Genomic DNA, 24,976 nt, shown 5'->3' with positions numbered 1-24,976 from the left:
GCATCGCTCGCGTCGGGAGGTCACTCGCGAGCGGACCGCTCGCGGAGGATTAGGATTACCAGCATGAACGGACTCAACGACGGAGTCGCCATCGTCACCGGCGGCGGCTCCGGTATCGGACGGGCAACGGCAGCACGATTCGCAACCGAGGGAACGAGCGTCGTCGTCGCCGACGTCGACGTGGAGGGAGGCGAAGAGACCGTCTCCCGTATCGAAGCCGACGGCGGCGAGGCGACGTTCGTCGAGTGCGACGTGACGGACGGCGACGAGGTCGCCGCCGCGGTCGAGACGGCCGTCGACAGCTACGGCGGCCTCGACTTCGCGTTCAACAACGCCGGCATCGAAGGCGAAAGCGCCCCCTCGAGCGAACAGTCGCTGTCGAACTGGAATCGTGTGATAGAGATCAACCTCTCCGGCGTCTTTCACGGGCTCCGTGAGGAGATCCCGGCGATGCTCGAGGACGGGGGCGGCGCGATCGTCAACACGGCGTCGATCGCCGGCATCCTCGGGTTCCCGAACCTCACTCCGTACGTCGCGAGCAAGCACGGGGTCGTCGGGCTGACGAAGACGGCAGCGATCGAGTTCGGCGCCGAGGACCTCCGGGTGAACGCGGTGTGTCCGGGCGTCATCGAGACGCCGATGGTCGAGCGTTCACAGGAGGAAAACCCGGAGAGCATGGAGCAAACGATCGCCGCGACGCCGATGGACCGGCTGGGCCAGCCCGAGGAGATCGCCGGCGCGGTCGCGTGGCTGTGTTCCGACGACGCCTCGTTCGTCACCGGCGAATCACTGGTCGTCGACGGCGGCTTCTCCGTCCAGTGACCGCCCAGGGGGCTCGAGCCCCCGTCAGGTCGATCGTTTCTCCGACTATTCGGACTCGAGCAGTTCGTCGCGCAGCATCGGGATGAACGCGCCGATGTCGGTGACCATTCCGATCGCCTGTGCGCTGCCCCGGTCGATCAACTGGGTGACGGTCGCGGGGTTGATGTCGACGCAGACGGTCTTGGTCGTCGACGGGAGGCAGTTCCCGACCGCCACGGAGTGCAACAGCGTCGAGAGCATCAACACGAGGTCGGCCTCGTGGGCCTGCTCGCGGATCGCGTTCTGGGCCTCGATCGCGTCGGTGATCGTGTCGGGCAGCGGGCCGTCGTCGCGGATCGACCCCGCCAGCACGAACGGGACGTCGTTGTCGACACACTCGTACATCACGCCCTCGTCGACGATCCCCTCCGCGACGGCCTCCTCGATGCCGCCGGCGCGGACGATCTCGCTGATCGTGTAGATGTGGTGTTTGTGTCCCTCGCGGGGGTGTTCCAGGCTCTCGGTGTCGACACCCAGCGAGGTGCCGTAGAGGTCCCGCTCCAGGTCGTGGACGGCGAAGCCGTTCCCCGCGCTGATGCCGTCGACGTACCCTTCCCGGACCAGTTCCGCGAGCGCATCACGGCCGCCCGAGTGAACGATCGCCGGGCCACAGACCGCGAGCACGTTGCCGCCGTCCTCGCGGACCGAGCGCATCTCGTCGGCGATCTCCTCGATGAGCGACTCGGAGGGACGCTCGCTCGAGATGCCGCCCTGCATGAACCCGAACGAGCCGCCGCCGTCGCGGGGGCGCTCTGGCGGTTCGACCCTGATCCCGGTGTCACCGGTGACGACGAGGTCGCCCTCCTCGACGGCGTTGAGGACGACGGTCCGGACGCGGGGGTCGTCGGCCGGTCCCTCGACGACCAGTGCACAGTCCATCTCCGGGTCCTCGACCGCGAGCCACTCGCCGTCGACCCGGACGTAGGTCGGGTGGTTCGTCGTCGAGTAGAATCCCGGCGGGACGACCCCGTCGGCCGGCGCGGCCTCGAGCGTCGCGTCCCGCGGGTCCGCGACGGTCGCGCCGTTCTGATTGAGTTCGTGGAGGATCGCCTTCAGGTCGGCCTCGTTCTCGGCCATCACCCGCATCCGGCAGTAGCTCTCGTCGTGTTTGCGGCGGCCGACCTCGAACTCCTCGACCTCGAACTCGCCGCCCATGTCCATTACGATCCCGAAACTGGTCCCCATCGTTCCCGAGTCGATGATGTGTCCCTCGAGTTCGACGGTACGCGCAACTGTCATTGATCGTCGTTGGCGACGGGGGACCGTCAATGTGTGCGTCTCGATCCCGGCCCGTCACCCGCGCCGGGAGCCTCGCGGGTTCGGCCGGCGGTATCGGCATTCCTTACCGGATTCCTCCCGCCACCGGAACGGCGGAACCGCAAGCGGGCACAGGGACACGTTTCACCTCCGTGGACTGATACGCTGGACAATACTTTTGTGCGGGGTCGTTGACTCCCTCCACGGAGATCAGCCGTGGCACCACCCAGATCCGGTCCGACGACCGTCGAGTTGTGGATCCGTTCGTTCGCGCCGGTTTCGACCGGTCCCACGCAGGAACGTGCGATCGAGCGCGTCGACGCGATCGAACGGGATTCCGACCGTGAGATCGAGACGGCCGTTCGCGTCTGGGGGAAAGAGATCGAGCGCGGTCCCGAGACCAGTGCCGGCCCCGGAACCGATGGCGTCCGCATCCCGCAACTCGAGCGTATCGATCGACGGCTCGATGCGTTCGAGGAGTGGGCAAACCGGACCGATCGGCGGCTAAAGCCGTTCTTCCGGCCTCGAACCGTCGAATCGACGATCACCGGAGAGTCCCGGGAAGTCTGGCGACTGCCGACGATCGCGCTCGCCGAGTTCGTGGACGGCGATCTGATCCACGTCGCCCCCTGTACGGACGGCCGGCGAACGATCGACGTATTCGATCGTCTCGAGGCGCTCGAGGCCACCGGCGAGACGGACGCGGATCCGGACGACTCGGTGCTACGGTACGACGATGCGGCGACGAACGCGGCGGCCGAGACCGACGGATCGATCTCCGAGCGACCGCCGGACGGCGACGGATCGGTCGATCGGCAACTCGAGCCGTCCTCGTCCGGCCGACGATAAGACCCTGTCACACGCTCGTCGTTGTCGGACGGCCGCGACTCGCGGCCGCCCGTACCCGCTCCCCGGGAGACGGGAACCGGGACCAACCTATATGATAGTCAATGGCATAACGTCACGTATGGCCAACGAACCAGCTCACGTCAAGCGGACGCGATCGCGCTGTCGCAACTGCGGGTTCGAGGCGCCCAGCGGGGACGACGAGTGGCTCCGCCTCGAGGTCCCGAAACTGGGACGGATGACCCAGTGTCCCAAGTGCGAGAGTACCGACGTCATCACGGGACGCTGAGGCGTCGGTCCGACCGCCGATCGCGGACGAGCGCCGCGCCGCCGAGGTTCGGATGCTTCGTTTTCGAGCGACAGTAACCGCCCTCCAGATCGATCCTCCGTCGACTCGAGCGCGGACAGACTCTTTAGCGTGTCGCCCGTAGCCGGTATCATGGATCGAGACACGTCCGAGACCGGCCGCACCGGCGGCCGGGACGACGACCTCCCCGAAAGCGACGCCGAGTGGCGCGAGGAACTCAGCGAGGAGGAGTACCGCGTTCTCCGGGAGGCCGGCACCGAACAGCCCTTCAGCGGCGAGTACGTCGATCACAAGGACGACGGGAGCTACGCCTGCGCCGGCTGTGGCGCGGAACTGTTCGACTCGGAGACGAAGTTCGACTCCGGCTGTGGGTGGCCCAGTTTCTACGACGCCGACGACGACCGCATCGAGACCCGCCTCGACACCAGCCACGGCATGCGCCGGACCGAGGTCCTCTGTGCCGAGTGCGGCGGCCACCTCGGCCACGTCTTCGAGGACGGCCCCGAACCGACGGGCAAGCGCTACTGCATCAACTCGGTCGCCCTCGAGTTCGAAGACGAGTAGGCCCGCCGGAGCCGGGACGCGACTGCAGGCACCACGCTTTTCGACGCTACCGGCGGACCGCCGGACATGTCCAACGAACGACCGACCGCCGAGGAGCTACGCCAGGGGATCACCGTCGAGGTCGTCCAGGGCGACCAGGACGTCGAGTCCGAGGACCGCGAACCCGTCGTCGGCGAGGTCGGGACGGTCTACGAGGACACGCCCGAGGGGCCCGAGGTCGAACTGAAAAACGGCGTCGTCGGCCACGTCCAGTCGATCGTTCACGAGGAGTAGGACCTCCTTTTCGCGCCGAGTCGGACCGCCGCTGCCGGCCAAAGCTACTTCCTTCGCGTTGTCGAGGACGTCATACGCGATGTCCGCGCCGGACTCGAGCCCGCGTCTCCGGACCCTCCTGCGTGACGTCACCGCCGTCGCCCGCGAGCGGGGGATCAGCGTCAAATCCGCCGGCCTCGCCTACCACGCGTTCAACACCCTCGTCCCGCTTGTCATCCTGGTACTCGTTGGGGTCAGCCTCGTCGACGCCCTCGAGCCGCTGGTCGACCTGCTCGAGAGGGCGACGGGGCTCGAGGGTGCGGTGACCGACGGCGAGGTCGGCGAGGTGGCGGGAGCCGACGTCGCCCGGTTACGGGCGGGGCTGCTCGCGTTCGTGGTCCTGGTCTGGAGCGCCGCGCGGCTGTTCCAGGCGGTCAACAGCGCCTTCACCGACGTCTACGGCTCGCGGAAAAAGGCATCCTACGTGGACAACGCGGCGAGGGTGACGCTCGTAACGGCGCTGAACGCCGTCCTCCTCGCGGCGACGGTCGCCGTCGGGGTCACGCTCGTGGGCGTCCTCGGCGTAAGCGTCTCCGTGATCGTCGGCGGGTTCGCGGCGACGGCCCTCACCAGCGTTACCCTGTTCGGACTGCTCGTTGCGCTTTTCCTCCCGATGTACTACCTCTTTCCCGTGCCGGACGTCTCGGTCGGGGAGGTACTGCCGGGGACGGTCTTCGCCGCGGGTTCGTGGACCGCGCTCGCGCTCGGGTTCCGGCTCTACGTCACAGCCTCCGAGACCGTCGCCCTGTTCGGGATCGCCGGGGCCGTCCTGCTGATCCTGACCTGGGTCTACCTGGGTGGCCTCTGTCTCCTGCTGGGGGCCGTCCTCAATGCCGTGCTGGCCGGCCGCGTCGAGCCCGAGGACGAGTGGGTGCCGATGCGGGAGGCGTGGTCGAAGTACGCGTGACGTCGACCTGACGCGGCTCATACGGATTGCTGTAACTGTTTACCGGTGCAACCGCAGGACGGTCGCGGTTACGCCGGTACTGACTTACAGCAGTCCGTATCAGAGGTCGGCGTCCCCGAAGCGGTAGTAGCCGACGAGAAACGGGACCACCAGCCAGAGCGCGAGGACGACGATGCCGATTTCGGGCGACGCGTAGAGCGGCTCGGCCGCCGCGGGGTCCGCCTCGACGCCGACGCCGGCACCCCCGGGGTCCGCGTTCGCGGCGTCGGCCAGATCCGGCAGGAGGGCGACGACCGTCGTGAAGTACGCCGACGACGGCGACACCTGCATGAGCGGGAAGAGCCAGTCGGGAATCGTCTCCGGGATCGAGAACCCCTCGAGAACGTAGAGGATCCCCATCGGAATGGCGTCCCACAGTAACTCGAAGACGACGAAGAAACCGAGCGCGTACGTCGTCGCCCGGGACGTCGACCCCGTCGTCCCCGAGATACCGACCACGATGCTCGCGTAGATCGCGGCGAACGCCAGCGTCGCGACCACGAACGTCGACAGCGCCGGGACGTCGACCTCGCCGAGCAGGGCCGCTCCGACGCCGAGTCCGACCACGAGCCCGATCGCCAGCCCGAACGCGAGGACTGCCGCACGGCCGACGACTTTCCCGACGAAGACGTCCAGGCGCGTCGTCGGCAGCGATAGCAGGAGCTTGATGCTACCGAGTTCCCGCTCGCCGGCGAGCGATTTGTAGCACACGACGATCGCCGCCAGCGGGACGAACAGTCCGACGAGTCCGATCGTGAAGAAGATCAGTCCGCCGAGGGTCGCCCCCTCCGGGGAACCGAGCAGTTCGGGGGCCTCGACGTAGGCGTACGTCGAGAGCACCGAGGCCAGCACGAACACTGTGACCAGCGCCCACAGTGCCCGCGACTGGACGGCGTCCCGGAAATCCTTCTTCGCGATGGTCGACCAGGTCATGCCTCCACCTCCTGCTCCCGTTCCCGGGGCTCGTTCGTGTATCGGACGAACAGGTCCTCGAGCGAGGACTCGACCACCGAGAAGTCCTGTACCGGGACCACGTCGGCGTCGATCGCATGGAGAACGGCGAACTTGGAGACCCCGTCGACGGTCACCCGGAGTCGATCCTCGTCGATCGAGGCCGTTCCGACGCCCTCGAGCCCGGCAACCTCCTCGACGACCCCCTCGTCGAGCGACCGAGTGTAGACGTACAGCGTCTCGCCCGTCTCGGAGGCGTCCCGAAGCCCGTCGATCGTATCGACGGCGACGAGCCGGCCGTCGTCGATGATGGCGACGCGGTCGCAGACGGCCTCGACCTGTTCCATGACGTGGCTCGAGAAGAAGACGGTCGTGCCGCGGGCGTTCTCCTCGCGGATGATCTCGCGCATCTCGCGGGCCCCGTTCGGATCCAGGCCCGTGGAGGGTTCGTCGAGGATCAGCAGGTCCGGTTCGCCGACCAGCGCCATCGCGAGGACGAGCCGCTGGGTCATCCCCTTCGAGTAGCCGCCGGCCTTGCGGTCGGCGGCGTCGGCGATCCGGACCCGCTCGAGCAGCGCCGTCGGATCGTCGTCGGCGCCTTTCATCTCGATGGCGAACTCGAGGTGTTGCCGGCCGGTGAGCCGGTCGTAGACGTGGAACGCGTCCGGGAGGACGCCGGTCCGACGGCGGACGGCCTCGCCCTCCCGCTGGGCGTCGTGGCCCAGCACGGTCACGGTCCCGTCGGTCGGCCGGATGAAATCGAGCAGGACGTCGATCGTCGTCGACTTGCCCGCGCCGTTCGGGCCGAGAAAGCCGAAGATCTCCCCCTCCTCGACGACGAGGTCGAGGTCGTCGACGGCGAGTACGTCGCCGAACCGCTTGGTCAGCCCGTCGATCTCAATCGCCGCCATCGTCGCCCCTCCGTGGCTTCGCGGTTTCCCGTGGCTTCGGTACGCGGAACATGGATTCCTTTAGATCACGATCCACGATAAGTATTGTTATATAAATTACATATTGACAGCGTCGTTACTCAAATTCCATTGAGCCAGTTCGCTCTACCGGCGTGACGGAGCCCGTCCCGCCGACCTCGAGCCGAAGCGTCTCGTCCCCCATCGCGAACGTGACGATTCCCTCGAACGGCTCGAGCGAGACTATTTCGCTCGTCACGCGGCCCGAGACGACGTACTCGAAGAACTCCCACAGCGGCAGGTCGAACAACTCCACGCCGTGTCGCCACAGGTATCCGACGGTCTCGGGATGGAACGCGGCGGGTACCTCGACCGGGAACGAGAGTACGAGGTTGCATTCGCGACACGTACTGACGGATAGATGGTACGTACGGTCGTCGTGGCTGTGGGTCTCGACGCCGGTGTCTACCAGCCCGTAACACTCGGGACAGACGTTGCGCCGAATCATGACGTACGACCCCCATATTCGACTGCCGAAACTCGAGACGATCTCGGGCGGCGTCCGCTCCCTGGCCTGACTCCGCGGGAAGAAGTCGGTCAGAAGCCGCGATTCACAGGCCTCACAGCGGACGACGAACCGTTCGTCCTCGAGCGTCGCGAGAAGGGCCGATTCCTCGCAGAAGACGCACGCACCGGAGACCGGTTCGTCCTCGAACTCGGTGGTCCCCTCGTAGAGCCCCGAAAGCACCGCACGAACGATCTTGTCGCCGCCGTACGTGAGTCGGTAGCCGTCGTCGTCCTCCGCGACGAACTGGCCGACGAGTCGCTCGAGATGATACGAGAACTGCGAGGAACTCCCGATATCGACCGCGTTGTACAGCTCCGTAAACGACATGTGATTCCCCTGACTCCGGGGTTTGCGTTCGCGCTCGGCCAGCACGAGCAGTATTTCGAGCCGTTGTCGATTACCGAGCGACGCGAGGGCGTCGACCACCCGCTCGTCGATCTCTCCTGTCGTCATCGTCTACCGATTAGACGTCCGACTGTAAAGTCCCGCTCGAGGTCGCGTGGACGTCCCGACGTGGATCGACCCGGTACTGAACGGGAGCCACGAGCCATCCGACGATCCGTGGCCGGTTTCCGAAACGCGGGCAGCAACCTCCGACGCGACTCCCATCACGTACTGTCGTCGCGAACCGCCGCGTAGATCGTCCGCGCCCGCGTCTCGCCGATCCCCTCGATCTCCGTGAGCTCGGCGAGATCGGCCTCGAGCAGCGCCTCGACGGTCGGATACCGCTCGTACAGCGTCGCCGCGAGCTGTGGGCCGATCCCCTCGATGCAGCCGTACATTCGTTTCGTCGTCGGCTCGCGGCTGCTCGCGATGGCCCCAGTCGGCAAGGGACGACTCGAGGGGTCCTCCACGTGCTTGCGGCCGAGCCGAACCGCGAAGTCGACGAGGCCGTCCAGATCGCCACAGGGGACGACCGGGACTCCGTGGCGGGCCGTGATCGAGGCCATCGACCCCCGGATCGACGCGGGCGAGACGCCCGTTCGCAGCGTCTCGAAGTCGCGGAACTCGCCCTCCACCAGGACGTAGGCGTGATCGTAGGCGGCGGCGAGCCGTTCGACCTGATCCTCGAGGGCGGGGCCGGACCGCCCCATCGCCGTCGAGACGTAGTCGCGCGGGGTCTTGCGCTCGACGCCGACGGAGCCGATCACGAGGTCGCCGGCCGAGAGCCGATCGACGGCGACCTCGGTCACGTCGGGGTGGTCGCGGACCGCGGCTGCGACGCCCGCGGGTTCGCGGTCGTCGACGGTGGTGGCGACACGCATGCGTTCGACGGGGGTACGGCCTCGAGCGAAGTACGGGTGTCGGTCGTCGGGGGGCGAACCGATGGGTTCTATCACCGCGGGATAGTATTGGGAACGAATGGCTGGCGAACGATCGGACGACGTCGTGGTGGTCGTCGATCCCGAGGGCGCGAGCGCGTTCCCCGCGGAGTTCGGCACCGCGGACGACGTACCGGGCGAACCGCTCGTGGCTCGGACGGCCGACGAGGCGCTCGAGGCCGTCGCCGAACGTCGTGTCGAGTGCGTGGTGACTCCTCAGGAACTGCCGGACGCGAGCGGGCTCGCCCTGCTCGACCGGATCCGCGACGCGGATCGGGACTGTCCGGTCGTCCTCGCGCCCGAGGACGGCGACGAGGCGCTCGCGAGCGCGGCGATCGCCGCCGGCGTCGAGGAGTACGTCCCCCGGAGCGGCGACGGAGACGGTGACAGGGACGGTGACGGGGACCGCGAGGTGCTGCGTGCGGCCCTCGAGCGCGCGATCGATACCGCCCGCGAACGGCGGCGACGAACCGAGGACGCCCGCGGGTTCCGGGCGGTGTTCGACGACCCCGACACCGCCGCCTGGCTCCTCGAGCCCGACGGTCGGGTTCGACGCGCCAACGAGGCCGCCCTCGCGTCGGCGGAGCGTGCTGACGGCGTATGCGGGCGGCGCTTCCGCGACCTCGAACGGTGGCAACCCGTCGAGGACGGCTCGGTCGCGGTCGAAAACGCCGTCGAGCGTGCCGCCGCTGGCGAGGTCGTAACGCGCGAACTGACGCTTGAAGCGGCCGACGGCGGCCCGCAGCGGCTCGAGATCACGATCCGGCCCGTCCGTGACGCGTCGGGAACGGTCACCTCACTGCTCGCGCGAGCGACCGACGTCACCGAACGCGCCCGACTCGAGGCGGAGTTGCGCGAGTCCGAGGAGCTCCACCGGGTGACGCTGAACAACATGACCGACACCGTCCTCATCACGGACGACGACGGGGCGTTCACCTACGTCTGCCCCAACGTCAACTTCATCTTCGGCTACACCGACGAGGAGATCTACGAGATGGGGACGATCGAGGAACTGCTCGGCCCCGACCTCTTCGACCGCGAGGAACTCGCCGAGGAGGGGGTGCTCACGAACATCGAGTGTACCGCGACCGACAGGGCCGGTCGCGAGCACACGCTGCTGGTCAACGTCCGCGAGGTCTCGATCCAGGGCGGAACGACCCTCTACAGCTGTCGCGACGTCACCGAGCGTAAGCGCCGCGAGGAGGCGCTCACCGCGTTACACCGGACCGCGCGGGAACTGCTGTACGCCGAGACCGAACGCGAGATCGCGAACGTCGTCGTCGAGGACGCGACGGACGTCCTCGACTGCGAGGCGACGGGAGCCTACCTCTTCGACACGGACGAGAACCGCCTGCAGCCGGTCGCCGGTTCGCCGGCCCTCGAGTCGCTGCACGGCCCGCTGCCGACCCGGCGGGCGACCGACGACAGCGTCGCGGGCGCGGTCTTCCTCGAGGGCGAGAGCCGGTTCTACGACGACCTCCACGAGGCGTCCGAACTCTCGGACCCGACGACGGGCCTCCGTAGCGCCGCCTTCGTCCCGCTGGGCGATCACGGCGTCTTCCTCGCGGGCTCGTCGGCCGTCGGCGCGTTCGACCCCGTCTCGCGGGAACTGACCGACCTGCTGGCCGCGACCGCCGAGGCCGCGCTCGACCGCGTCGAACGCGAGCGGACCCTGCGGGAGCGCGACCGGGAGCTCAAGCGGCGGAACCGCCAGCTCAGCCGGATCAACCGGATCAACGAGATCATCCGCGAGATCGACGCCGCGCTGGTCGAGGCCGAGACCCGCGAGGAGATCGAACGCGCCGTCTGCGAGCGGCTCACGGCCGCCGACCGCTTCTCGTTCGCCTGGATCGCGGCCACGGACGGCGACCCGCTCGAGGCCCGCGCTCACGGGGGTACCGACCGGGGCCGGGATTACCTGGACAGCGTCTCGCTGTCGCCGTCCGACGGGACGACCGAACCGGCCGTGCGGACGGCCCGGACGGGCGAGGTGTCCGTCGTCCCCAACGTCGCCGACGACCTGCGGGACCACCCCTGGCGCTCCGAGGCGCTGACGCGGGACTACCAGTCGGCCGTCGGCGTCCCGATCGCCTACGACGAGTTCGCCTACGGCGTGTTGACCGTCTACGCCGACCGGCCCGACGCGTTCGACGACGTCACCCGGACCGTCCTCGAGGAACTCGGCGAGACCATCGCCTCCGCCATCGCGGCCGTCGAACGCAAGCGGGCGCTGCTGTCGAACGCGAGCACCCGCCTCGAGTTCGACGTCCGCGACGAGAGCTTCGTCCTCCTGCGACTCGCCCGACAGGCGGACTGTACGCTGTCGTTCGACGGTGGGCTCCGACAGCGGGAGAACGGGGTCGCGGTCTTTGCGACCGTCGAGGGCGCGTCCGCCGAAGCGGTGGCGACGGTCGCTGCGGACCTCGTCGCCGTCGACCGAGTGCAGGTGATCGGCGATGGGGCCGACGAGGCGGGCGACGGCGGAACGGTCCTCCTCGAACTCTCCCCGCCGTTTCTCGCCTTGCAACTGGCCGATCACGGAGCCGTGTTGCGCCGCGTCGAGGCGACCCCCGACAGCGCCCACGTCGTCGTCGACGTCCCCGACAGCGTCGACGCGAAGGGGAGCGCAGACGTCGTCTCGTCGGCGTTCGACGACGTCGAGTTGCGATCGAAGCGGACCGTCGACCGGTCGACGCCACGGGACCTGCGGTCGGAACTGCTCGAGCGCCTGACCGACCGACAACTCGAGGTCGTCCAGCTCGCCTACTACGGCGGCTACTTCGAGTCGCCGCGCGAGCGGTCCGGCGAGGAGATCGCGGACGCGCTCGACATCTCCCCGGCGGCGTTTTACCGCCACAACCGGACCGTCCAGCGGAAGCTCTTCTCGATGCTGTTCGAGGAACTCGGCGTTCCCGCGACGGCACGAGGGGTTGAATAGTGAACCCCGCTCCCTCCGCTGGGGCTAGTTATGTGACGAACACGCTATTCTTAATATCCCTATTATTCCTAAATCGTCCGTCGCCGGCCCCCCGATCCACTATGAAAGACGTGCAACTCGATCCGACCGAGGAATCGACCTACGAGTGTTTCAACTGCGGCACAGTCGTCACCGCGGTCGCGCCGGGAGAGTGCCCGGATTGCGGAACGGAAATGCGGAACCGCGGTACACCGATCGAATAACCGCGGTCCCGTGCGGGTCCGTTCGCGTCCGACGCCCGCCTCGGCGACCATCGCGTCTCCCCCTCCTCCTCCTCTCCGACCGCTCGAGCGGCGGTGCTAGCCGTCGCCCTCGAGGTACTCGATCGCCTCCTGGTCGGTCACCTGGCCGAAGTCCCGGTAGAACTGGCCGACGGCCCGGAAGTTCTCCGGCGTCCTGAGCGCGATCACCTCGTCCGCTTCGTCCTCGAGTTCGGCGATCGAACGCGGCGATCCGACGGGGACCGCCAGCGCGACGAACGCGGCATCCGCTTCCCGGACCTGCCGAAGGCAGGCGTTCGCCGTCGCCCCGGTCGCGACCCCGTCGTCGACGACCACCACGCGCTCGCCCTCGAGGTCCGGCAGCTCCTCCCTGTCGCGGTACCGGTCCGCCTTTTTGCGGGCGTTCTCGGCCTCCTCCTCGCGGATCTCCTCGAGGTACGTCTCGGAGACGTCCAGCCGATCGACGAGACCGTCGTTGTACCAGACGCTGCCGTCGCTGGCGACGGCCCCGAGGGCGAGTTCGGGGTTGTTCGGCGCGCCCATCTTCCGGGCGACCACGACGTCCAGGTCGGCCCCGAGCGCGTCCGCGACGGGCCGCGCCACGGGTAACGCCCCGCGGGGAATGCCGAGAACGACGTCCGCCTCGAGTCCCTGGCGCTCGAGTTCCGCTGCGAGCCGTTCGCCGGCGTCGGTTCTGTCGTCGAAGGCAGTCATGGGCGTTCCTACGACGGCCACGTACTATGTTTTGTCGTGGCATGCGACGGTACGGTCGCCGGAACACGCCTGCCGAACCCCTACACGGCCCGCCTCTGGACGGGACGTATGGGACGCCTCCAGCGAACGCTGTCGAACGTGTCCGACGATTCGGGGGCCGACAGCGGCCGCGTTGCCGTCGTCGGCGGCAGCATCGACTATCCGAACCAGCCCGCGCTCGTCGGCCGGGCCGCGCTTCGTACCGGTTCGGATCACGTCCGGACGCTCGTCGCGGAACCGATCTACGACGTCGTCGCGGGCCACTCGCCGAACCTGCTGGCGAGTTACTACCCCGGCGAGCGGTTCGGCTCGGAGGCCCACGAGCGCACCCGCGAGGTCGCCGCGTGGGCCGACGCGCTGGTCATCGGGCCGGGGCTGGTCGACGCCGAACCCGATGCTGTCTGCGAGACGATCGACGCGGTCGACCTCCCCGTCGTCGTCGACGCGCTCGCGATCGAACCCGCCCTCGAGGCCGACCTCTCGAACGCCGTCCTCACGCCAAGCGGCTCGGAGGACGATCCGCTCGAAGAAACCTACGGCTCGCTCGAGGCCGTTACGGAGGAGACGGGCGCGGTCATCACGCTGACCGGCGACGTGGACGAGATCATCGCGGACGGGGACCGCCAGCACAACGCGACGGGAACGTCGGCGCTGACCGTCGCGGGGACGGGCGATACGCTCGCGGGAATCACCGCCTCCCTGCTGGGCCAGGGGATGGACCGCGAGGAAGCGGCGGAGCTGGGGGCCTGGATCCTCGGCAAGAGCGGCGAACTCGCGACGGCCGAGTACGGGCCGGGCGTCGTCGCGACGGACGTCATCGACCGGATCCCGGACACCATCCGGTAGGGGAAGTACGGACGACGGGGCCGCCGGTGTCGTGGATTTATGCCGCCACGGAACCCGGATACCGCTATGAGCGACTACCGCGACCGATTCCGGATGACCCCCGGTCCGACCGAGGTCCCCGACGCCGTCCGCGAGCGGATGGCCGAACCGATGCCGAACCCCGACGTCGAACCGGAGTTCGTCGACTTCTACCGCGAGTTGACCGAGAAACTCGAGACCGTCTACGGCGCGGGCCGGAACGGTGCCGACGGCCGAGTCGAGTCGGACGCGGCCGTCCTGGCCGGCGAGGGCATCCTCGGCCTCGAGGCCGCGGTCGCCTCGCTCGTCGAGGAGGGCGATGCGGTGCTCTGTCTCTCGAACGGGCTCTACGGCGACGGGTTCGCCGACTTCGTCGACGCCCACGGGGGCGAGCCGGTCACCTGCGAGGGGCCGTGGCGGGAGACGCTCGACCGGGACGCGGTCGCGACCGCGATCGAGCGCGCGGCCGACGCGGGCATCGAGTTCGACGTCGCGACGATGGTCCACTGCGAGACGCCGACGGGAACGCTCAACGACCTCGAGCCGATCCTGGACCTGCTCGACGAGTACGACATCGTCTCGGTCGTCGACGCCGTCTCCTCGCTCGGCGGGACGCCCGTGCCGACCGACCGGATCGACGTCTGCCTCGGCGCGAGCCAGAAGTGTTTCAGCGCGCCGCCGGGGCTGACGACCTGTGCGATCAGCGACCGGGCCTGGGAGCGCATCGAGGCCGTCGAAACCCCGGAGTACTACCTGGACCTCGAGCCCTGGCGGACCGCGGTCGACGACGAGTGGTTCCCCTACTCGCACGCGACCGCGAACCTCTACGGGCTCGATGCCGCCCTCGATCTGCTGCTCGAGGAGGGGCTCGATTCGGTCTTCGACCGCCACGAGGAGGCCGCCCGGGTCTGTCGGGAGCGCGCCGCCGAACTGGGCCTCGAGACCTACCCCGAGAGCGAGGCCGACTGCTCGCCGACGGTCACCGCCCTCGAGGTCGACGGGAACGCCCGCGAGCTACAGGAAACGCTGCGCGAGGAACACGACGTCGTCCTCGCGACGGGGCTGGGCGACCTCGAGGACGACGTCCTCCGGATCGGGCACATGGGCCACAACGCACGTGTCGATCGCGTCGAACGGACGATGGACGTGCTCGCCGACGTCCTCGCGTAACCGGGGGAGACGTGACCGCCGAGGCCGTGCCCGGCCGCGGCCGGAACCTGCAGGTGGAACCGTTTCCCCCGCGACGGCGATACCTGTGGGTATGTCCAGTCCCGACGAGGAACCGACGCAGAAGCCGACGACCGACAGAACGGAGGCGGAACGAGGGAACAAATGGATGGGACGCAACTGGCTCGGCATCGCCGCCGTCTCCATCCTCGGGCTGGTGTTGCTCGTCGTCGCGATGTTGCAGGCCACCGGCCTCGTCGGCGTGTTCGCGCCGGTCGCCGAGAGCGAAACCCAGCAGTGGGCGGCCTTCGGCGTGCTGGTGTTGATCTGGGTCGCGCTCGCGGGCTGGAGCTGGACCGGGATCTCGAAGTCGAATCAGTAACCGTTCCGTCGTCCCGCCGTCGGACCCGGTCCGGCGATTCGAACGACCGGGGACCGTTTCTTCGATCCGTGGATCGTACTGCGTATCGCAGACGTCCGCCACTCCCCGCGTACTGTTGGACGGAACTACGTGAAGCCGATCGTTCCCCTGGCGTCGTCACCGTTGGCGACGCCGAATTCACCATCGACTTCGTATTGACATCTGTCCGACAGTATCACTTCGTCGGATCACCGGTCGCCGGCAATCCGGACGAGATCAGTCGACGGAGAAGGACGACGACTCCGTTCTCGAGCCCGGTGGCATAGACTGCCTGCTCGCTCTCCGCGCCGTCGGCACTCTTCGGATAGTACGAGCCGATCAGCAGCGTTTCCCGGTCGACGAGCAGGATCCGGCTGATCGCTACTTCGTGGTCGGCCCACGGCCCGGTGAGCCAGTCCAGTCCGGTCTCGAACGTGGTGACGTTCGGGAGTTCCGCCCCCAGTCGCGACGTGATCTCTTCGGTCTCCCCGCCGAGTACGATCGAGATCTCGTCTTCCACCGCGTCGTGGAGTCGGTCGAAGAGCGCGTCCGACAGGAGCGCTTCGTCCACGACGAGCAGTGCGACCTCGGACTCCGCGTCGTCGATGAGATCGAGCGTTCGAGAATCGATCGCGTCGTTGCCCGCCAGCGACCACACTTCCTGGACCTGGTCGTTGTCCGACTCGGATTCGCGGTGCTCGATCGTCTCGAGATACGTCTCGAGCGTTTCGATCCGGTCGGAGTATTTCTGACGAAGGGTCCGGGTAGCCTCGGCGATACTGACCGCACGGTACTGCTGGGGACTCGAGTGCTGGACTTCGACGAGCCCCTGCGATTCCAGGACCCGAATGGCGTCGTACACCCGCGTCCGTGGCACTTCGGAGATCTCGTGAACCTCCTTGGCCGTTCCGCTCGAAAGCTGCGTCAACGCCAGAAAACATCGTGCTTCGTACTCCTGTAGTCCGAGTTCTTGCAACAGACTCACCGCCTCGCTGGTAGTCGTATCCTGTGTCATGGCCCAACCACGTGTCCGGCGATCCGAACGTGCCAGCTATCGCCCCTGGAGGGGAAAAGGTTCCTGTTTTCCGGTTTCGATGGATTGAATTCGCCGGGTTCAGCCCGTAGAGAGTTTTCACTCGGATTATCACACAAACTACTTGAGGCTGGGACGGATCCGTCAGAGTGGTGTGCCCCGTTACGGCCCAACCACGATGGGGCATACCATTCTCTCCGACGACGAAGCGGCGTCGATACTGTAGAACTGGATCGCTCTTCGTCGGCACGAACCCGGAAAGGAACTCTCTCCGCCGGACCGGACCGCTGTCAATCGTCGCGTTCGTTCAAAAACTCGAGGAGCGGCCGGATCTCGTCGAACTCCGGACCCTTCGTGATGACCGCGGCCTCTCGATCCCACTCGATGTAACCGTAATCGACCAGTTTGGGGAGATGAACGTGGCGTTTCTCGATCATCGCTTCGTCCCTTTCGGGGATGTCCCACGGGACGTTGGACAGATTCGATGGATCCTGCGGGTTGTGATCCAGCAGTGAAAACAGTATTTTGCGTCTCTGTCCGTGAGCTAACGCATCGAATGCCTTTTCATTCATCTGTCATCCTCCGATAGTCCTATTTGGATAGCAACACGATTAAAGAGGCGAGGTTTTCACGCGCTACTGTTGTTGTGATTAACTGAGTGAACGCCTGGGTAGCGGAACTCAGCCGTACTGACTGGCTCGATACTCGACCGAGGGGGCCGACCTTCGGATCCCCTTCTTATCGCACGACCGCCCAGAAGCGAACGCTCTGTGGTACCTTCCACAGGATTTCCGGAAGGTCCAGGTCCTCTGGATCGTTCGCCTCGAACTTTTGATGGCGATGTTCGACGAGTCGCCGAACGTCGAACCCGGCGTCGACGAGGGCGTTGTGGAGGTCGGCGACGGTGCGGTCGAAGACGACCAGGTCCGACTCGTACTCCTCGTCGATCGCGATCTCCCGGCGGCCGGTATCGAAGTAGCTCCGCTCGAGGGTGGCCGCCTCGGGATCGAGGATTTCGTGGAGCGGGTGAGGGACGCTGAGCACGAGGACGCCGCCTTCGCACAGGACGCGACGCGCCTCGCGGAGCGCCTCCTCGAGGTCCGCCATCATCTGGAAGACCGCTTCGGAGGAGGCAACGTCGAAGCGGTCGTCAGGTAGCGGCAGGTTCGTGACGTCCCCCTGGACGAACTGCGCGTCGACGCCGTAGAACGCCCGTAACTGCCTCGCGTGTCGCAGTTGTTCGCCGGAGAAATCGACGCCGACGACGGTCTCGGCCCCGAGGTCGGCGGTTCCGACGCTGCCCTGCCCGCCGCCACACCCCAGTTCGACGTAGTCTTTCCCCTCGACGGTCTCGAGAACCTCGGGCTGTGGGCCACCCGGGGCGTCGGGGGCGAACGGGGACGGGGCCGGCGGCAACTCCCCGTCGGCCGTGTTGGCGTTCCACCGGGCCTGGAAATCGTCGCTCCACTCGTTCCACAGCCGTCGGTTCTCCCGCCGGTTGTCGGACATGATAGGCGATCGGTTAGTACCCCTCGTTGATATGTTTCGGTGTGACAACCGTTCGCTCGCCGTCGGAGAGGGCGCCTCGAGCACGTCGACACGGGTCCTCGGCGGAGTTTTCGGCGACGATCGATCGCTCACAGTACCGTAACGACGCCTCGATCCGTCGCGATACGTTTTCTCATGCCACTCCGGCCCGGGAAGGAAACCGGTTTAATCCGATCTCACCTGCAACGACCAATGAGTACGTACCGGATCGGACTCGTCGGCAAACCCTCCGTCGGCAAGTCCTCCTTCTTCAACGCGGCGACGATGAACGACGTGCCCGAAGGGGCCTACCCGTTCACGACCATCGACCCCAGCGTGGGCGAAGCCTACGTCCGCGTCGACTGTGCGGCCCCCGAGTTCGACGAGGAGTGTACCCCGTCGGTCGGCTACTGCGACGACGGGACCCGGTTCGTCCCGACCAAACTCGTCGACGTGGCCGGCCTCATCCCGGGCGCACACGAGGGCGCAGGCCTGGGCAACCAGTTCCTGACCGACCTGAACGAGACGGACGTACTCGTCCACGTCGTCGACTTCTCGGGGGAGACCGACCTCGAGGGCGAACCGACCGAGGGCCACGACCCCCGCGAGGACATCGACTTCCTCGAGGAGGAACTCGACCAGTGGTACCTCGACGTCTTGGAGAAGGGGATCGAGCGCTACGAGTCGGGCTACACGACCGAGGACGACGACATCGAGGAGGAACTCGCCGAGCAGATGAGCGCGTTCCGGACGAACGAAGACGAGATCAAGCGCCTGATCCGCCGGGTCGACGTCGGCTTCGACCCCGGCGAGTGGGACGACGAGGACGAACTCGAACTCGCCCGCGAGATCCGCAAGGAGACCAAGCCGATCGTCATCGCGGCGAACAAGATGGACCTCCCCGAGGCCCAGGACAACTACGAGGAGATCACGGCCGATCCCGACTACGATCACCTCACGTTCGTCCCCTGTAGCGCCCACGCCGAGAAGGCGCTCAAATCCGCCGACAAGGCCGGCGTCGTGGACTACCGGCCCGGCGACGCCGACTTCGAGATCGTCGGCGACGTCTCGGACGACCAGCAGCAGGGGCTGGAACAGATCCGCGAGTTTCTGGGCGAGTACGGCGCGACCGGCGTCCAGGCGGCGCTCGAGACCGCGCTGTTCGACGTGCTTGGCGTCACGCCCGTCTTCCCGGGCGGTGCGAACGGCCTAGGCAACGAACGCGGCGAGGTGTTGCCCGACTGTTACCTGATCCCGCCGGAGTCGACCGCGGAGGACTTCGCGTACAGCCTCCACTCGGACATCGGCGACGGCTTCCTTCACGCGATCGACTGTCGGACGAACCGCCAGCTCGGAAAAGACTACACGGTCGAACCCCGGGACGTGATCGAAGTCGTCACGACGAACTGAGAACGCGACGGCTCGAGCGGGCAGTCGTCGCCGTTCGATGCTCGAGCGGGACGCCGGATCGCTATCGGTCCCAGGTGAACCGGTCGATGGCGTCGTTGAGCCGACTCGAGACCCCCGACAACCACGCGCCGGGCGCGACCGTCCGAAGTTCGTCGGCGTCGACTTCGATGCGGGCTTCGCCGAACGGATCCGGTTCTTCGTCATCCTCGTGGCCGGAGCGTGCCACGTCGACCGCCGTCGACATGGAACAGCGACCGCAGGCTTCCCGTTTCTCACCCATGGTGGTTTCTCGCATAGAGGTACGGAGCCGATCCCCTTAACGCTCCCGCCGACCGGTTCGACGGGTCGAGTGCGCCGAAGGGGTGGAGCAGGCGATCGGAGGCGGTACCGGCTCTCCGAGTACCGGAAGCTCCCCCTGCTACTCCGTCGGTTCGTCCGTCTCGAGTTCCAGACCGAAGTCGCTCGGCGTAGCCGCGTCGACGGGGGGAAGCCGTCGAAGTCGCGGACGGAACAGGACGTAGACGGCCGTAAAGCCGAAGCCGCTCGCGGCCAGCGCCATGGTCGTCGTCGTCCCCAGCGACTCGGCGATGACGCCGCCGACGAGCGAGCCCAGCGGAAGCGTCGCTCCGGACGCCGTTCCCTTCGTCGCGGAGACTCGACCGAGCAGGTCGGGTGGGAACACGCGCTGGTTCAGCGTCGCCGAAAGCACGCCCGATGCGCCGGAGGGCACCCACGCGAGACCGAACAGAACGATCGTGGCCGCTGGGGAGGGGGCAACGACCGCTGCGACCCAGCACCCCGCGCCCACCGCCTGCGAGGCGAGGACCGTTCCGTAGGGGACGCCTTCGACGTACGGACCGACGATCGAACCGACGAGGCGACCGATACCGAGCGCCCCGAGTAGCAGGCCGTAGGCAGCGGGTCCGCCCAGACCATCGCCGAACGCAGGGAGAATCGCCAGCGTCACGCCGGTCGTGAAGTTCGCGACGGCGGTCGTCAGCATCAACTCGATGAAGGCGGTTCCCCGGAGGACGTCGATACCAGCCCGGAGATCCGATCGATACGACCGGAGTACCGATTCGATCGACGGTGCAGCGTCGTCGACGTCGACGGCGTCCCGGTCGGCGGGGGTCCCGATCGTGATGCCGGCGAACAGCAGTGCAGCGACGGCGAACGTGATCGAGTCGGCCAGGAACAGCGTCGTCGCCCCGAACAGGGCGATGAAGACGCCCCCGAGGGCATCGAACACCATGTCCAGTCCGAGCGTCACCGTCGCCAGGGCCGAATTGGCGTCGGAAAGCCGTTCCTCGGCGACGATCCGCGGGAGGAGGGCGGACTCCATCGGCGACATCAGCAGCGTCGCGAGCATGAGGACCGGTGCGACGGCGAACAGTACACCGAGGCTCAGGTGTCCAGTCGCTGCTGTAAGCGGCAGGGCGAGCACGACGAGGCCCTGGACCACCTGCGATCCGACGAGGATGGACCTGAGCGGCAGCCGATCGACGAGCGGCCCGGCGAGTATCTGCAACAGCCACGGAAGCAGCAGTATCGCGTTCAACGCCCCCGTGACGAGACTCGAGCCGCTCAGTTCGAACGCGAGCCAGAGGACGGCGACCGTATAGAGGCTATCGCCGGCGTTCGTGACGAACTGCCCGGCGAAGAACCGCCGGAACTTACGATTACGCCACAGCGAGCGCTCGCCGGCGATCACCGCGGCTCACCCCCGTCGAGCGCCGCCGAATTCTCGAGTGGTGCCTGCGAGTGGTTCGGTTTCGATTCGAGTGCGAGTACGCGATCGTAGTCGTGGTCGTGGTCGTACGAGCCCCGGCGATACACCGGAGACTCGGCGAATGTCGGCATGTGCGTGTGCGTTGTCGAGAGGAACTGCAGCTACCGAGGAGGTAGCGAAACGGACCCGAATGCTGCTGCTATCGGGCCCGCTCGGCCGCCGGCGGCGAACGGGGATCGAACACCGGACGAACCGTAATCCGGCAGATCATAGAACCACTCGTCAGTACAAACTGATGGATCAGTTATATATGTGTTGATTCGTGAGATCGCCTCGCACGGATTACGGATTGCTGTCCTGTACCGGCGCAACCGCGACCCGAGAGCGGGTGCGCCGGAACTGACGGACAGTAACCCGTATCACTCCTCGATCCGAGACGCGGGGGTTGGAGCTGCCATCCAAAGAGTGATTTCACCTTGCACTGCGCTTTATGACGGTCCGAATACTCGATTCAGGCGATGAAACGGAGAACGTTACTCGGTGCCGTCGGAACGGTCCCGGTCGCGACTGCAGGATGTGTGGCCTCCCCCGCCATCAGTTCGGAGCAGGACGATACCAGTTCGAAAACGAAAGGTACCGACGAAAGGACGGTTGTTGAGCACGTTGCCACCGGAGTCACCAGACCGGATTGTACGAAAAGGTCGAAACCGGTCGAAATCGAGAGAAGCGGTGACACCGAAGTGTTCGAGACCGCAGAAACCGTCCCGTACCCGGATCGACCCACCGCGTTCGCTCGCGACGAAATCCTCGCCTACGTCCAGGCGTTCGAAGAGGCATACGTACGGAAGGACGCGTTGTGCGGTCCCGACGGGTCCGGACACGTTTTCGATATCTCCTACAGCGTGCTGGAACGCGAGACGTTCGATCGGGACGACGACATCGTCTCCGTCTTTCTCCTCCGGATCGGCGCAGCGACCACGGGAAGCGACGGGACCGGAACCGTCTGGCAATCGGACGTTGCGCCCGGCGGTGTCGTGTACGCGGTCGACGAGACCGGGGTCGCTCGAGTCCCCCTCCCCGAAGCGGATCGGAGGAACCGGGACGAGTTCGAATCGACCGCCCCCGATCCGCTCGAGAACGGAACGCTCGTCGCTGCTTTCGGCTGAGGGAGGCCGCTCCGAGACGGGCAAGGTGTGCCGGCGGTCGGGGTCAGGGGGTGTCCGCCCGACCCCGAGCGGGGCCGCCCGACGGACTTTTGGTCTGGCCGTGGTATTCATCCACACAAGCGAGCGCGAGGACGGGGAGACGGGACGACCGCTCCCATCGGAACGGACGAAAACTCGAGACTATGGCACACGGGAACGACGAGATCGACACCGGGGAGGCGACAGGGAGCACGAACGACGCGACCGGGACGGCGACCCGGCCGGGCGGCGATCGAACCGGTGATGGCGGGGACGGCGGAGACCGCGGGGACGACCTCCCCGACCTCCCGCCCGAGGTTCGGGAGGCCGTCCCCGACTGGGACGACGAGTACTTCGACCGAGTCGCCGACCGACTCATGCACGCGTACGACCTCGAGAAGGACGTCCGCGTGGATCCCGCGGTCGGCGGAGCCGGCCCCCGTGGCCGTGGACCCCGGCACGAGGACCGGTTCGCCATGCGCGGCGAACTCCGCGTCGAGAGCAGCAAACACATGTTCCACCCGTCGGTCCAGTACGCGAACCACCACATGCGGGAGTTCCTCTACGCCGACCGCCGGGCGAGCGTCTCGGTCGCCGACATCGAGGAACTGGTCGAACTGGGCCACGAACTGGCCGACCAGCGGGTCGAACCGAACGACGAGCACCGGGCGACCGAGTTCACCTTCGTGCTCGTCGTCCCCGAGATACCCGCGGACGTCCGCTCGTTCGTCGACGGCTTCAAAGAACGGACCCTGCTCCGCTTTGGCTTCCACGGCCACTACGAGATCCACTGTTGTGTCGTCGCGCCGGACCGCGAGGAGATCGTCGCGAGCGACCGGACCGAGATCGACGGGGCGTTCGCCCTGTGGGAGGACCTCGAAGACGGTGACGGCGGGCTGCTCGCCCGCGTTCGCGGGCTCGTCTCGTTGTAGCGTAACGCGGGGAAAAACCGAATCGGGTCGGCGCTGTCAGTCGTCGTCCGTTCCGACCGCCGGTTCGTCGGTCCTCAGCAGGTTATCGCGCGCCGACTGGACGTTGTCGTAGCCCATCTTGATGATCGACAGCGCGAGCCAGACAAGCACCAGCGCCAGCACCAGTCGCATCGCGCTCGAGCCCATCTCGAGGGCCGTGGCCTCGGCCATCCACTCGCTGCTGAGGAACGTCCGCTGGAGGTTCTCGACGAACGCCAGCCACAGCAGGCCACAGATGGTGATGAACGTCATCACGATGACCGGCACGCCCGTAGTCAGTAGCTGCTTGGTGTCCTTCCAGTTGGCCAGCCAGACCGTCGCAGCCAGCAGGGCCAGCGCGGCCAGTAGCTGGTTCGAAGCACCGAACAGGGGCCACAGCTGTTCCCACTGTCCGCTCGAGACCAGTAGGAACGCCGCGAGCGTCGCGATACCGGTGTTGACGTACTTGTTCGCAGCGGTCTCCTCGACTGGGGTTTCGGGCGTCCCGACCAGTTCCTCGACCATGTACCGCCCCAGTCGCAGGGCAGTGTCGAGACTCGTCAGCAGGAAGCTGACGAACACCAGCGCCATGAACACCTCCCCGGTGAGCAGCGGGATTCCGAAGCTCGTGAGGATGAGGCCGCCACCCTCCGCGAAGTTCGGCAGTGCCGCACCGATGCCGCTGACGCCGCTTTCGGTGACCGCGATCACCGAAACGGCAGAGAGCGCGGTCGCCGCGAGCAGGCCCTCGGCGAGCATCCCGCCGTAGCCGATCGTCCGTGCGTCGCTTTCCTTGTTGAGCTGTTTCGCGGTCGTCCCGGAGGAGACCAGCGAGTGGAAGCCGCTGATCGTCCCGCAGGCGATCGTGATGAAAAGCAGCGGGAAAAGCGGCATCGCGACGTCGATCAGCGGGCCGCCCATGAAGCTCGTGTAGGCGGGCACCTCGATCTGGAGTGCGCTCGCGCCGCCCTCGGTCGTCCCCAGGATCGTGCCGACGACGATCGCGAGCAGGGTCCCGCCGACCCCCGTGTAGAGGAGGAACGACGAGAGGTAGTCCCGGGGCTGGAGCAACACCCACACCGGGAGGACGCTCGCGAGCGCGGCGTAGACGAGCGACACGATGATCCACATCGCCGTGTTCGCGCCGAACAGGCCCGCGCCCGGCACCCACTCGCCGCTGCCCGACAGCAACACGAACGCCTCGTCGGCGAAGCCGCTCGGCTCGTACAGCGCCACGGGGAACTGCAGGCCCGCCCAGACGCTACCGAAGATGCCGGCGACGAAGAGGAGGGTCCCGACCGAGAGCGGTAGGTCCAGTTGGTAGAGCCAGACCCCGAAGACCACCGCCAGCCCGATGTAGATCAGGCTCGCGGTCGCCGCCTGGGGGTAGGCGTCCAGAATTATCGCCACCAGCAGGGCGAACACCGCCACCACGAGGATGATCACGAGGAAGGCAAACAGGAGGAACATGTTCTTCCCCCGCCTGCCGATGTACTCCCCGATGATGAACCCGATCGACTTGCCCTCGTGACGCACGCTCGAGGACAGCGCCATGAAGTCGTGGACGGCACCCATCAGCGGGTTACCGATGGCGACCCACAGCACCGCCGGGACCCAGCCCCAGATGAACGCCGCCGTGATCGGGCCGGCGATCGGCGCGCCGCCCGCGATACTCGAGAAGTGATGCCCCAACAACACCGGTTTCTTCGCCGGTACGTACTCCTGCCCGTCTTGATACTTGTGCGCCGGCGTGTCCCGCGAGTCGTCGAGTTCGACGAACTGTGAGAGGTATCGTCCGTACCCGACGTACCCGGCGGAGAACAACCCGACCACAAGGACCACGATCCATATTACCCCTGTCATGGATTCCCACTCGGGGGATCAGCGTATAGGTATATAAATCATGTGGGATGTGGCCG

The 24,976-nt window shown here is 66.9% G+C and carries 26 protein-coding genes; 14 read left to right on the top strand and 12 right to left on the bottom strand.

The genetic code is table 11. The features are described 5' to 3' along the window. Positions 1 to 63: 63 nt before the first annotated feature. Positions 64 to 822 carry a glucose 1-dehydrogenase gene (locus BM113_RS06375; RefSeq protein ID WP_089786346.1) on the top strand — a complete coding sequence of 253 codons (759 nt, stop codon included), beginning with the start codon at positions 64 to 66 and terminating at the stop codon, positions 820 to 822. Between the two features lie 45 nt (positions 823 to 867). Here the strand turns inward: BM113_RS06375 and BM113_RS06370 are convergent, their stop codons facing one another. Next, positions 868 to 2,100, bottom strand: coding sequence for an ornithine cyclodeaminase, nickel-pincer nucleotide-dependent (locus BM113_RS06370; protein WP_007143140.1), 1,233 nt, complete (start codon positions 2,098 to 2,100; stop codon positions 868 to 870). Between the two features lie 234 nt (positions 2,101 to 2,334). Between BM113_RS06370 and BM113_RS06365 the strand changes: the two genes are divergently transcribed. The 5 genes from BM113_RS06365 to BM113_RS06350 all read left to right on the top strand — a co-directional run bounded on the left by BM113_RS06365 (position 2,335) and on the right by BM113_RS06350 (position 5,054). After that, positions 2,335 to 2,967 (top strand): HTH domain-containing protein, encoded by a 633-nt coding sequence (locus tag BM113_RS06365; RefSeq protein ID WP_029601532.1) that lies wholly within the window; start codon positions 2,335 to 2,337, stop codon positions 2,965 to 2,967. A 118-nt stretch (positions 2,968 to 3,085) separates the two neighbouring features. Beyond that, complete coding sequence (locus tag BM113_RS22240) at positions 3,086 to 3,253, top strand: hypothetical protein (protein ID WP_007143138.1); 168 nt, start codon at positions 3,086 to 3,088, stop codon at positions 3,251 to 3,253. Between the two features lie 150 nt (positions 3,254 to 3,403). Beyond that, a complete protein-coding gene (gene msrB / locus BM113_RS06360; RefSeq protein WP_007143137.1) occupies positions 3,404 to 3,835 on the top strand; it encodes a peptide-methionine (R)-S-oxide reductase MsrB in 432 nt (143 codons plus the stop codon). Positions 3,836 to 3,901: 66 nt separating this feature from the next. Beyond that, complete coding sequence (locus tag BM113_RS06355; protein ID WP_007143136.1) at positions 3,902 to 4,108, top strand: DUF2196 domain-containing protein; 207 nt, start codon at positions 3,902 to 3,904, stop codon at positions 4,106 to 4,108. Positions 4,109 to 4,187: 79 nt separating this feature from the next. Beyond that, the gene (locus BM113_RS06350) at positions 4,188 to 5,054 is read left to right on the top strand and encodes a YihY/virulence factor BrkB family protein (RefSeq protein ID WP_089786344.1); all 867 of its coding nucleotides are present in this window, start codon (positions 4,188 to 4,190) and stop codon (positions 5,052 to 5,054) included. A gap of 99 nt (positions 5,055 to 5,153) precedes the next feature. On the opposite strand, the gene BM113_RS06345 is transcribed toward BM113_RS06350, so the two are convergent. From BM113_RS06345 to BM113_RS06330, 4 genes are all read right to left on the bottom strand, one after another. Next, the gene (locus tag BM113_RS06345; RefSeq protein ID WP_089786342.1) at positions 5,154 to 6,026 is read right to left on the bottom strand and encodes an ABC transporter permease; all 873 of its coding nucleotides are present in this window, start codon (positions 6,024 to 6,026) and stop codon (positions 5,154 to 5,156) included. Then, the gene (locus BM113_RS06340) at positions 6,023 to 6,955 is read right to left on the bottom strand and encodes an ABC transporter ATP-binding protein (protein ID WP_089786340.1); all 933 of its coding nucleotides are present in this window, start codon (positions 6,953 to 6,955) and stop codon (positions 6,023 to 6,025) included. Before BM113_RS06340 ends, BM113_RS06345 begins: the two co-directional genes overlap by 4 nt. Positions 6,956 to 7,070: 115 nt before the next feature. Further along, a complete protein-coding gene (locus BM113_RS06335; RefSeq protein WP_089786338.1) occupies positions 7,071 to 7,973 on the bottom strand; it encodes an ArsR/SmtB family transcription factor in 903 nt (300 codons plus the stop codon). Between the two features lie 155 nt (positions 7,974 to 8,128). Then, complete coding sequence (locus BM113_RS06330) at positions 8,129 to 8,785, bottom strand: helix-hairpin-helix domain-containing protein (protein ID WP_089786336.1); 657 nt, start codon at positions 8,783 to 8,785, stop codon at positions 8,129 to 8,131. Positions 8,786 to 8,882: 97 nt separating this feature from the next. Between BM113_RS06330 and BM113_RS06325 the strand changes: the two genes are divergently transcribed. Beyond that, positions 8,883 to 11,780, top strand: a complete 2,898-nt coding sequence (locus BM113_RS06325) for a bacterio-opsin activator domain-containing protein (protein WP_089786334.1) — start codon at positions 8,883 to 8,885, stop codon at positions 11,778 to 11,780. Positions 11,781 to 11,881: 101 nt separating this feature from the next. Beyond that, positions 11,882 to 12,022 carry a rubrerythrin-like domain-containing protein gene (locus BM113_RS21810; protein WP_007139951.1) on the top strand — a complete coding sequence of 47 codons (141 nt, stop codon included), beginning with the start codon at positions 11,882 to 11,884 and terminating at the stop codon, positions 12,020 to 12,022. A gap of 96 nt (positions 12,023 to 12,118) precedes the next feature. Here the strand turns inward: BM113_RS21810 and BM113_RS06320 are convergent, their stop codons facing one another. Next, complete coding sequence (locus BM113_RS06320; RefSeq protein ID WP_089786333.1) at positions 12,119 to 12,754, bottom strand: phosphoribosyltransferase; 636 nt, start codon at positions 12,752 to 12,754, stop codon at positions 12,119 to 12,121. 108 nt (positions 12,755 to 12,862) lie between these two features. On the opposite strand from BM113_RS06320, the gene BM113_RS06315 reads away from it, so the two are divergent. The 3 genes from BM113_RS06315 to BM113_RS06305 all read left to right on the top strand — a co-directional run bounded on the left by BM113_RS06315 (position 12,863) and on the right by BM113_RS06305 (position 15,206). Beyond that, complete coding sequence (locus BM113_RS06315) at positions 12,863 to 13,639, top strand: NAD(P)H-hydrate dehydratase (RefSeq protein ID WP_089786331.1); 777 nt, start codon at positions 12,863 to 12,865, stop codon at positions 13,637 to 13,639. A gap of 66 nt (positions 13,640 to 13,705) precedes the next feature. Beyond that, complete coding sequence (locus tag BM113_RS06310) at positions 13,706 to 14,827, top strand: pyridoxal-phosphate-dependent aminotransferase family protein (RefSeq protein ID WP_089786329.1); 1,122 nt, start codon at positions 13,706 to 13,708, stop codon at positions 14,825 to 14,827. 91 nt (positions 14,828 to 14,918) lie between these two features. Further along, positions 14,919 to 15,206 (top strand): hypothetical protein, encoded by a 288-nt coding sequence (locus BM113_RS06305; RefSeq protein WP_089786327.1) that lies wholly within the window; start codon positions 14,919 to 14,921, stop codon positions 15,204 to 15,206. A 214-nt stretch (positions 15,207 to 15,420) separates the two neighbouring features. Here the strand turns inward: BM113_RS06305 and BM113_RS06300 are convergent, their stop codons facing one another. The 3 genes from BM113_RS06300 to BM113_RS06295 all read right to left on the bottom strand — a co-directional run bounded on the left by BM113_RS06300 (position 15,421) and on the right by BM113_RS06295 (position 17,766). Then, positions 15,421 to 16,239, bottom strand: coding sequence for a TrmB family transcriptional regulator (locus BM113_RS06300; protein WP_089786325.1), 819 nt, complete (start codon positions 16,237 to 16,239; stop codon positions 15,421 to 15,423). 308 nt (positions 16,240 to 16,547) lie between these two features. Further along, positions 16,548 to 16,694 (bottom strand): hypothetical protein, encoded by a 147-nt coding sequence (locus tag BM113_RS22940; RefSeq protein WP_177209108.1) that lies wholly within the window; start codon positions 16,692 to 16,694, stop codon positions 16,548 to 16,550. A 301-nt stretch (positions 16,695 to 16,995) separates the two neighbouring features. Continuing rightward, positions 16,996 to 17,766, bottom strand: coding sequence for a class I SAM-dependent methyltransferase (locus tag BM113_RS06295; RefSeq protein ID WP_089786324.1), 771 nt, complete (start codon positions 17,764 to 17,766; stop codon positions 16,996 to 16,998). 231 nt (positions 17,767 to 17,997) lie between these two features. On the opposite strand from BM113_RS06295, the gene BM113_RS06290 reads away from it, so the two are divergent. Further along, positions 17,998 to 19,194 (top strand): redox-regulated ATPase YchF, encoded by a 1,197-nt coding sequence (locus tag BM113_RS06290; RefSeq protein ID WP_089786322.1) that lies wholly within the window; start codon positions 17,998 to 18,000, stop codon positions 19,192 to 19,194. Positions 19,195 to 19,255: 61 nt separating this feature from the next. On the opposite strand, the gene BM113_RS06285 is transcribed toward BM113_RS06290, so the two are convergent. Both BM113_RS06285 and BM113_RS06280 read right to left on the bottom strand, forming a co-directional pair. Beyond that, positions 19,256 to 19,474: a DUF8007 family protein gene (locus BM113_RS06285; protein WP_089786320.1), complete on the bottom strand. Its 219-nt coding sequence runs from the start codon at positions 19,472 to 19,474 to the stop codon at positions 19,256 to 19,258. Between the two features lie 138 nt (positions 19,475 to 19,612). Further along, a complete protein-coding gene (locus BM113_RS06280) occupies positions 19,613 to 20,905 on the bottom strand; it encodes an MFS transporter (protein WP_089786318.1) in 1,293 nt (430 codons plus the stop codon). A gap of 758 nt (positions 20,906 to 21,663) precedes the next feature. Here BM113_RS06280 and BM113_RS06275 point away from each other — a divergent pair. Both BM113_RS06275 and BM113_RS06270 read left to right on the top strand, forming a co-directional pair. Then, positions 21,664 to 22,089 carry a hypothetical protein gene (locus BM113_RS06275; RefSeq protein WP_245757986.1) on the top strand — a complete coding sequence of 142 codons (426 nt, stop codon included), beginning with the start codon at positions 21,664 to 21,666 and terminating at the stop codon, positions 22,087 to 22,089. A gap of 182 nt (positions 22,090 to 22,271) precedes the next feature. After that, entirely contained in the window at positions 22,272 to 23,039 is a 768-nt protein-coding gene (locus BM113_RS06270; protein WP_089786317.1) for a DUF8052 family protein, read from the top strand. Between the two features lie 36 nt (positions 23,040 to 23,075). On the opposite strand, the gene BM113_RS06265 is transcribed toward BM113_RS06270, so the two are convergent. Then, complete coding sequence (locus BM113_RS06265; RefSeq protein ID WP_089786315.1) at positions 23,076 to 24,920, bottom strand: carbon starvation CstA family protein; 1,845 nt, start codon at positions 24,918 to 24,920, stop codon at positions 23,076 to 23,078. Positions 24,921 to 24,976: the final 56 nt, after the last annotated feature.

Source organism: Natronobacterium haloterrestre, from assembly GCF_900112205.1.
Lineage (GTDB): Archaea > Halobacteriota > Halobacteria > Halobacteriales > Natrialbaceae > Natronobacterium > Natronobacterium haloterrestre.
The sequence above is the reverse complement of the archived record's forward strand: the minus strand, read 5'-3'. Positions and strand labels throughout refer to the sequence as shown.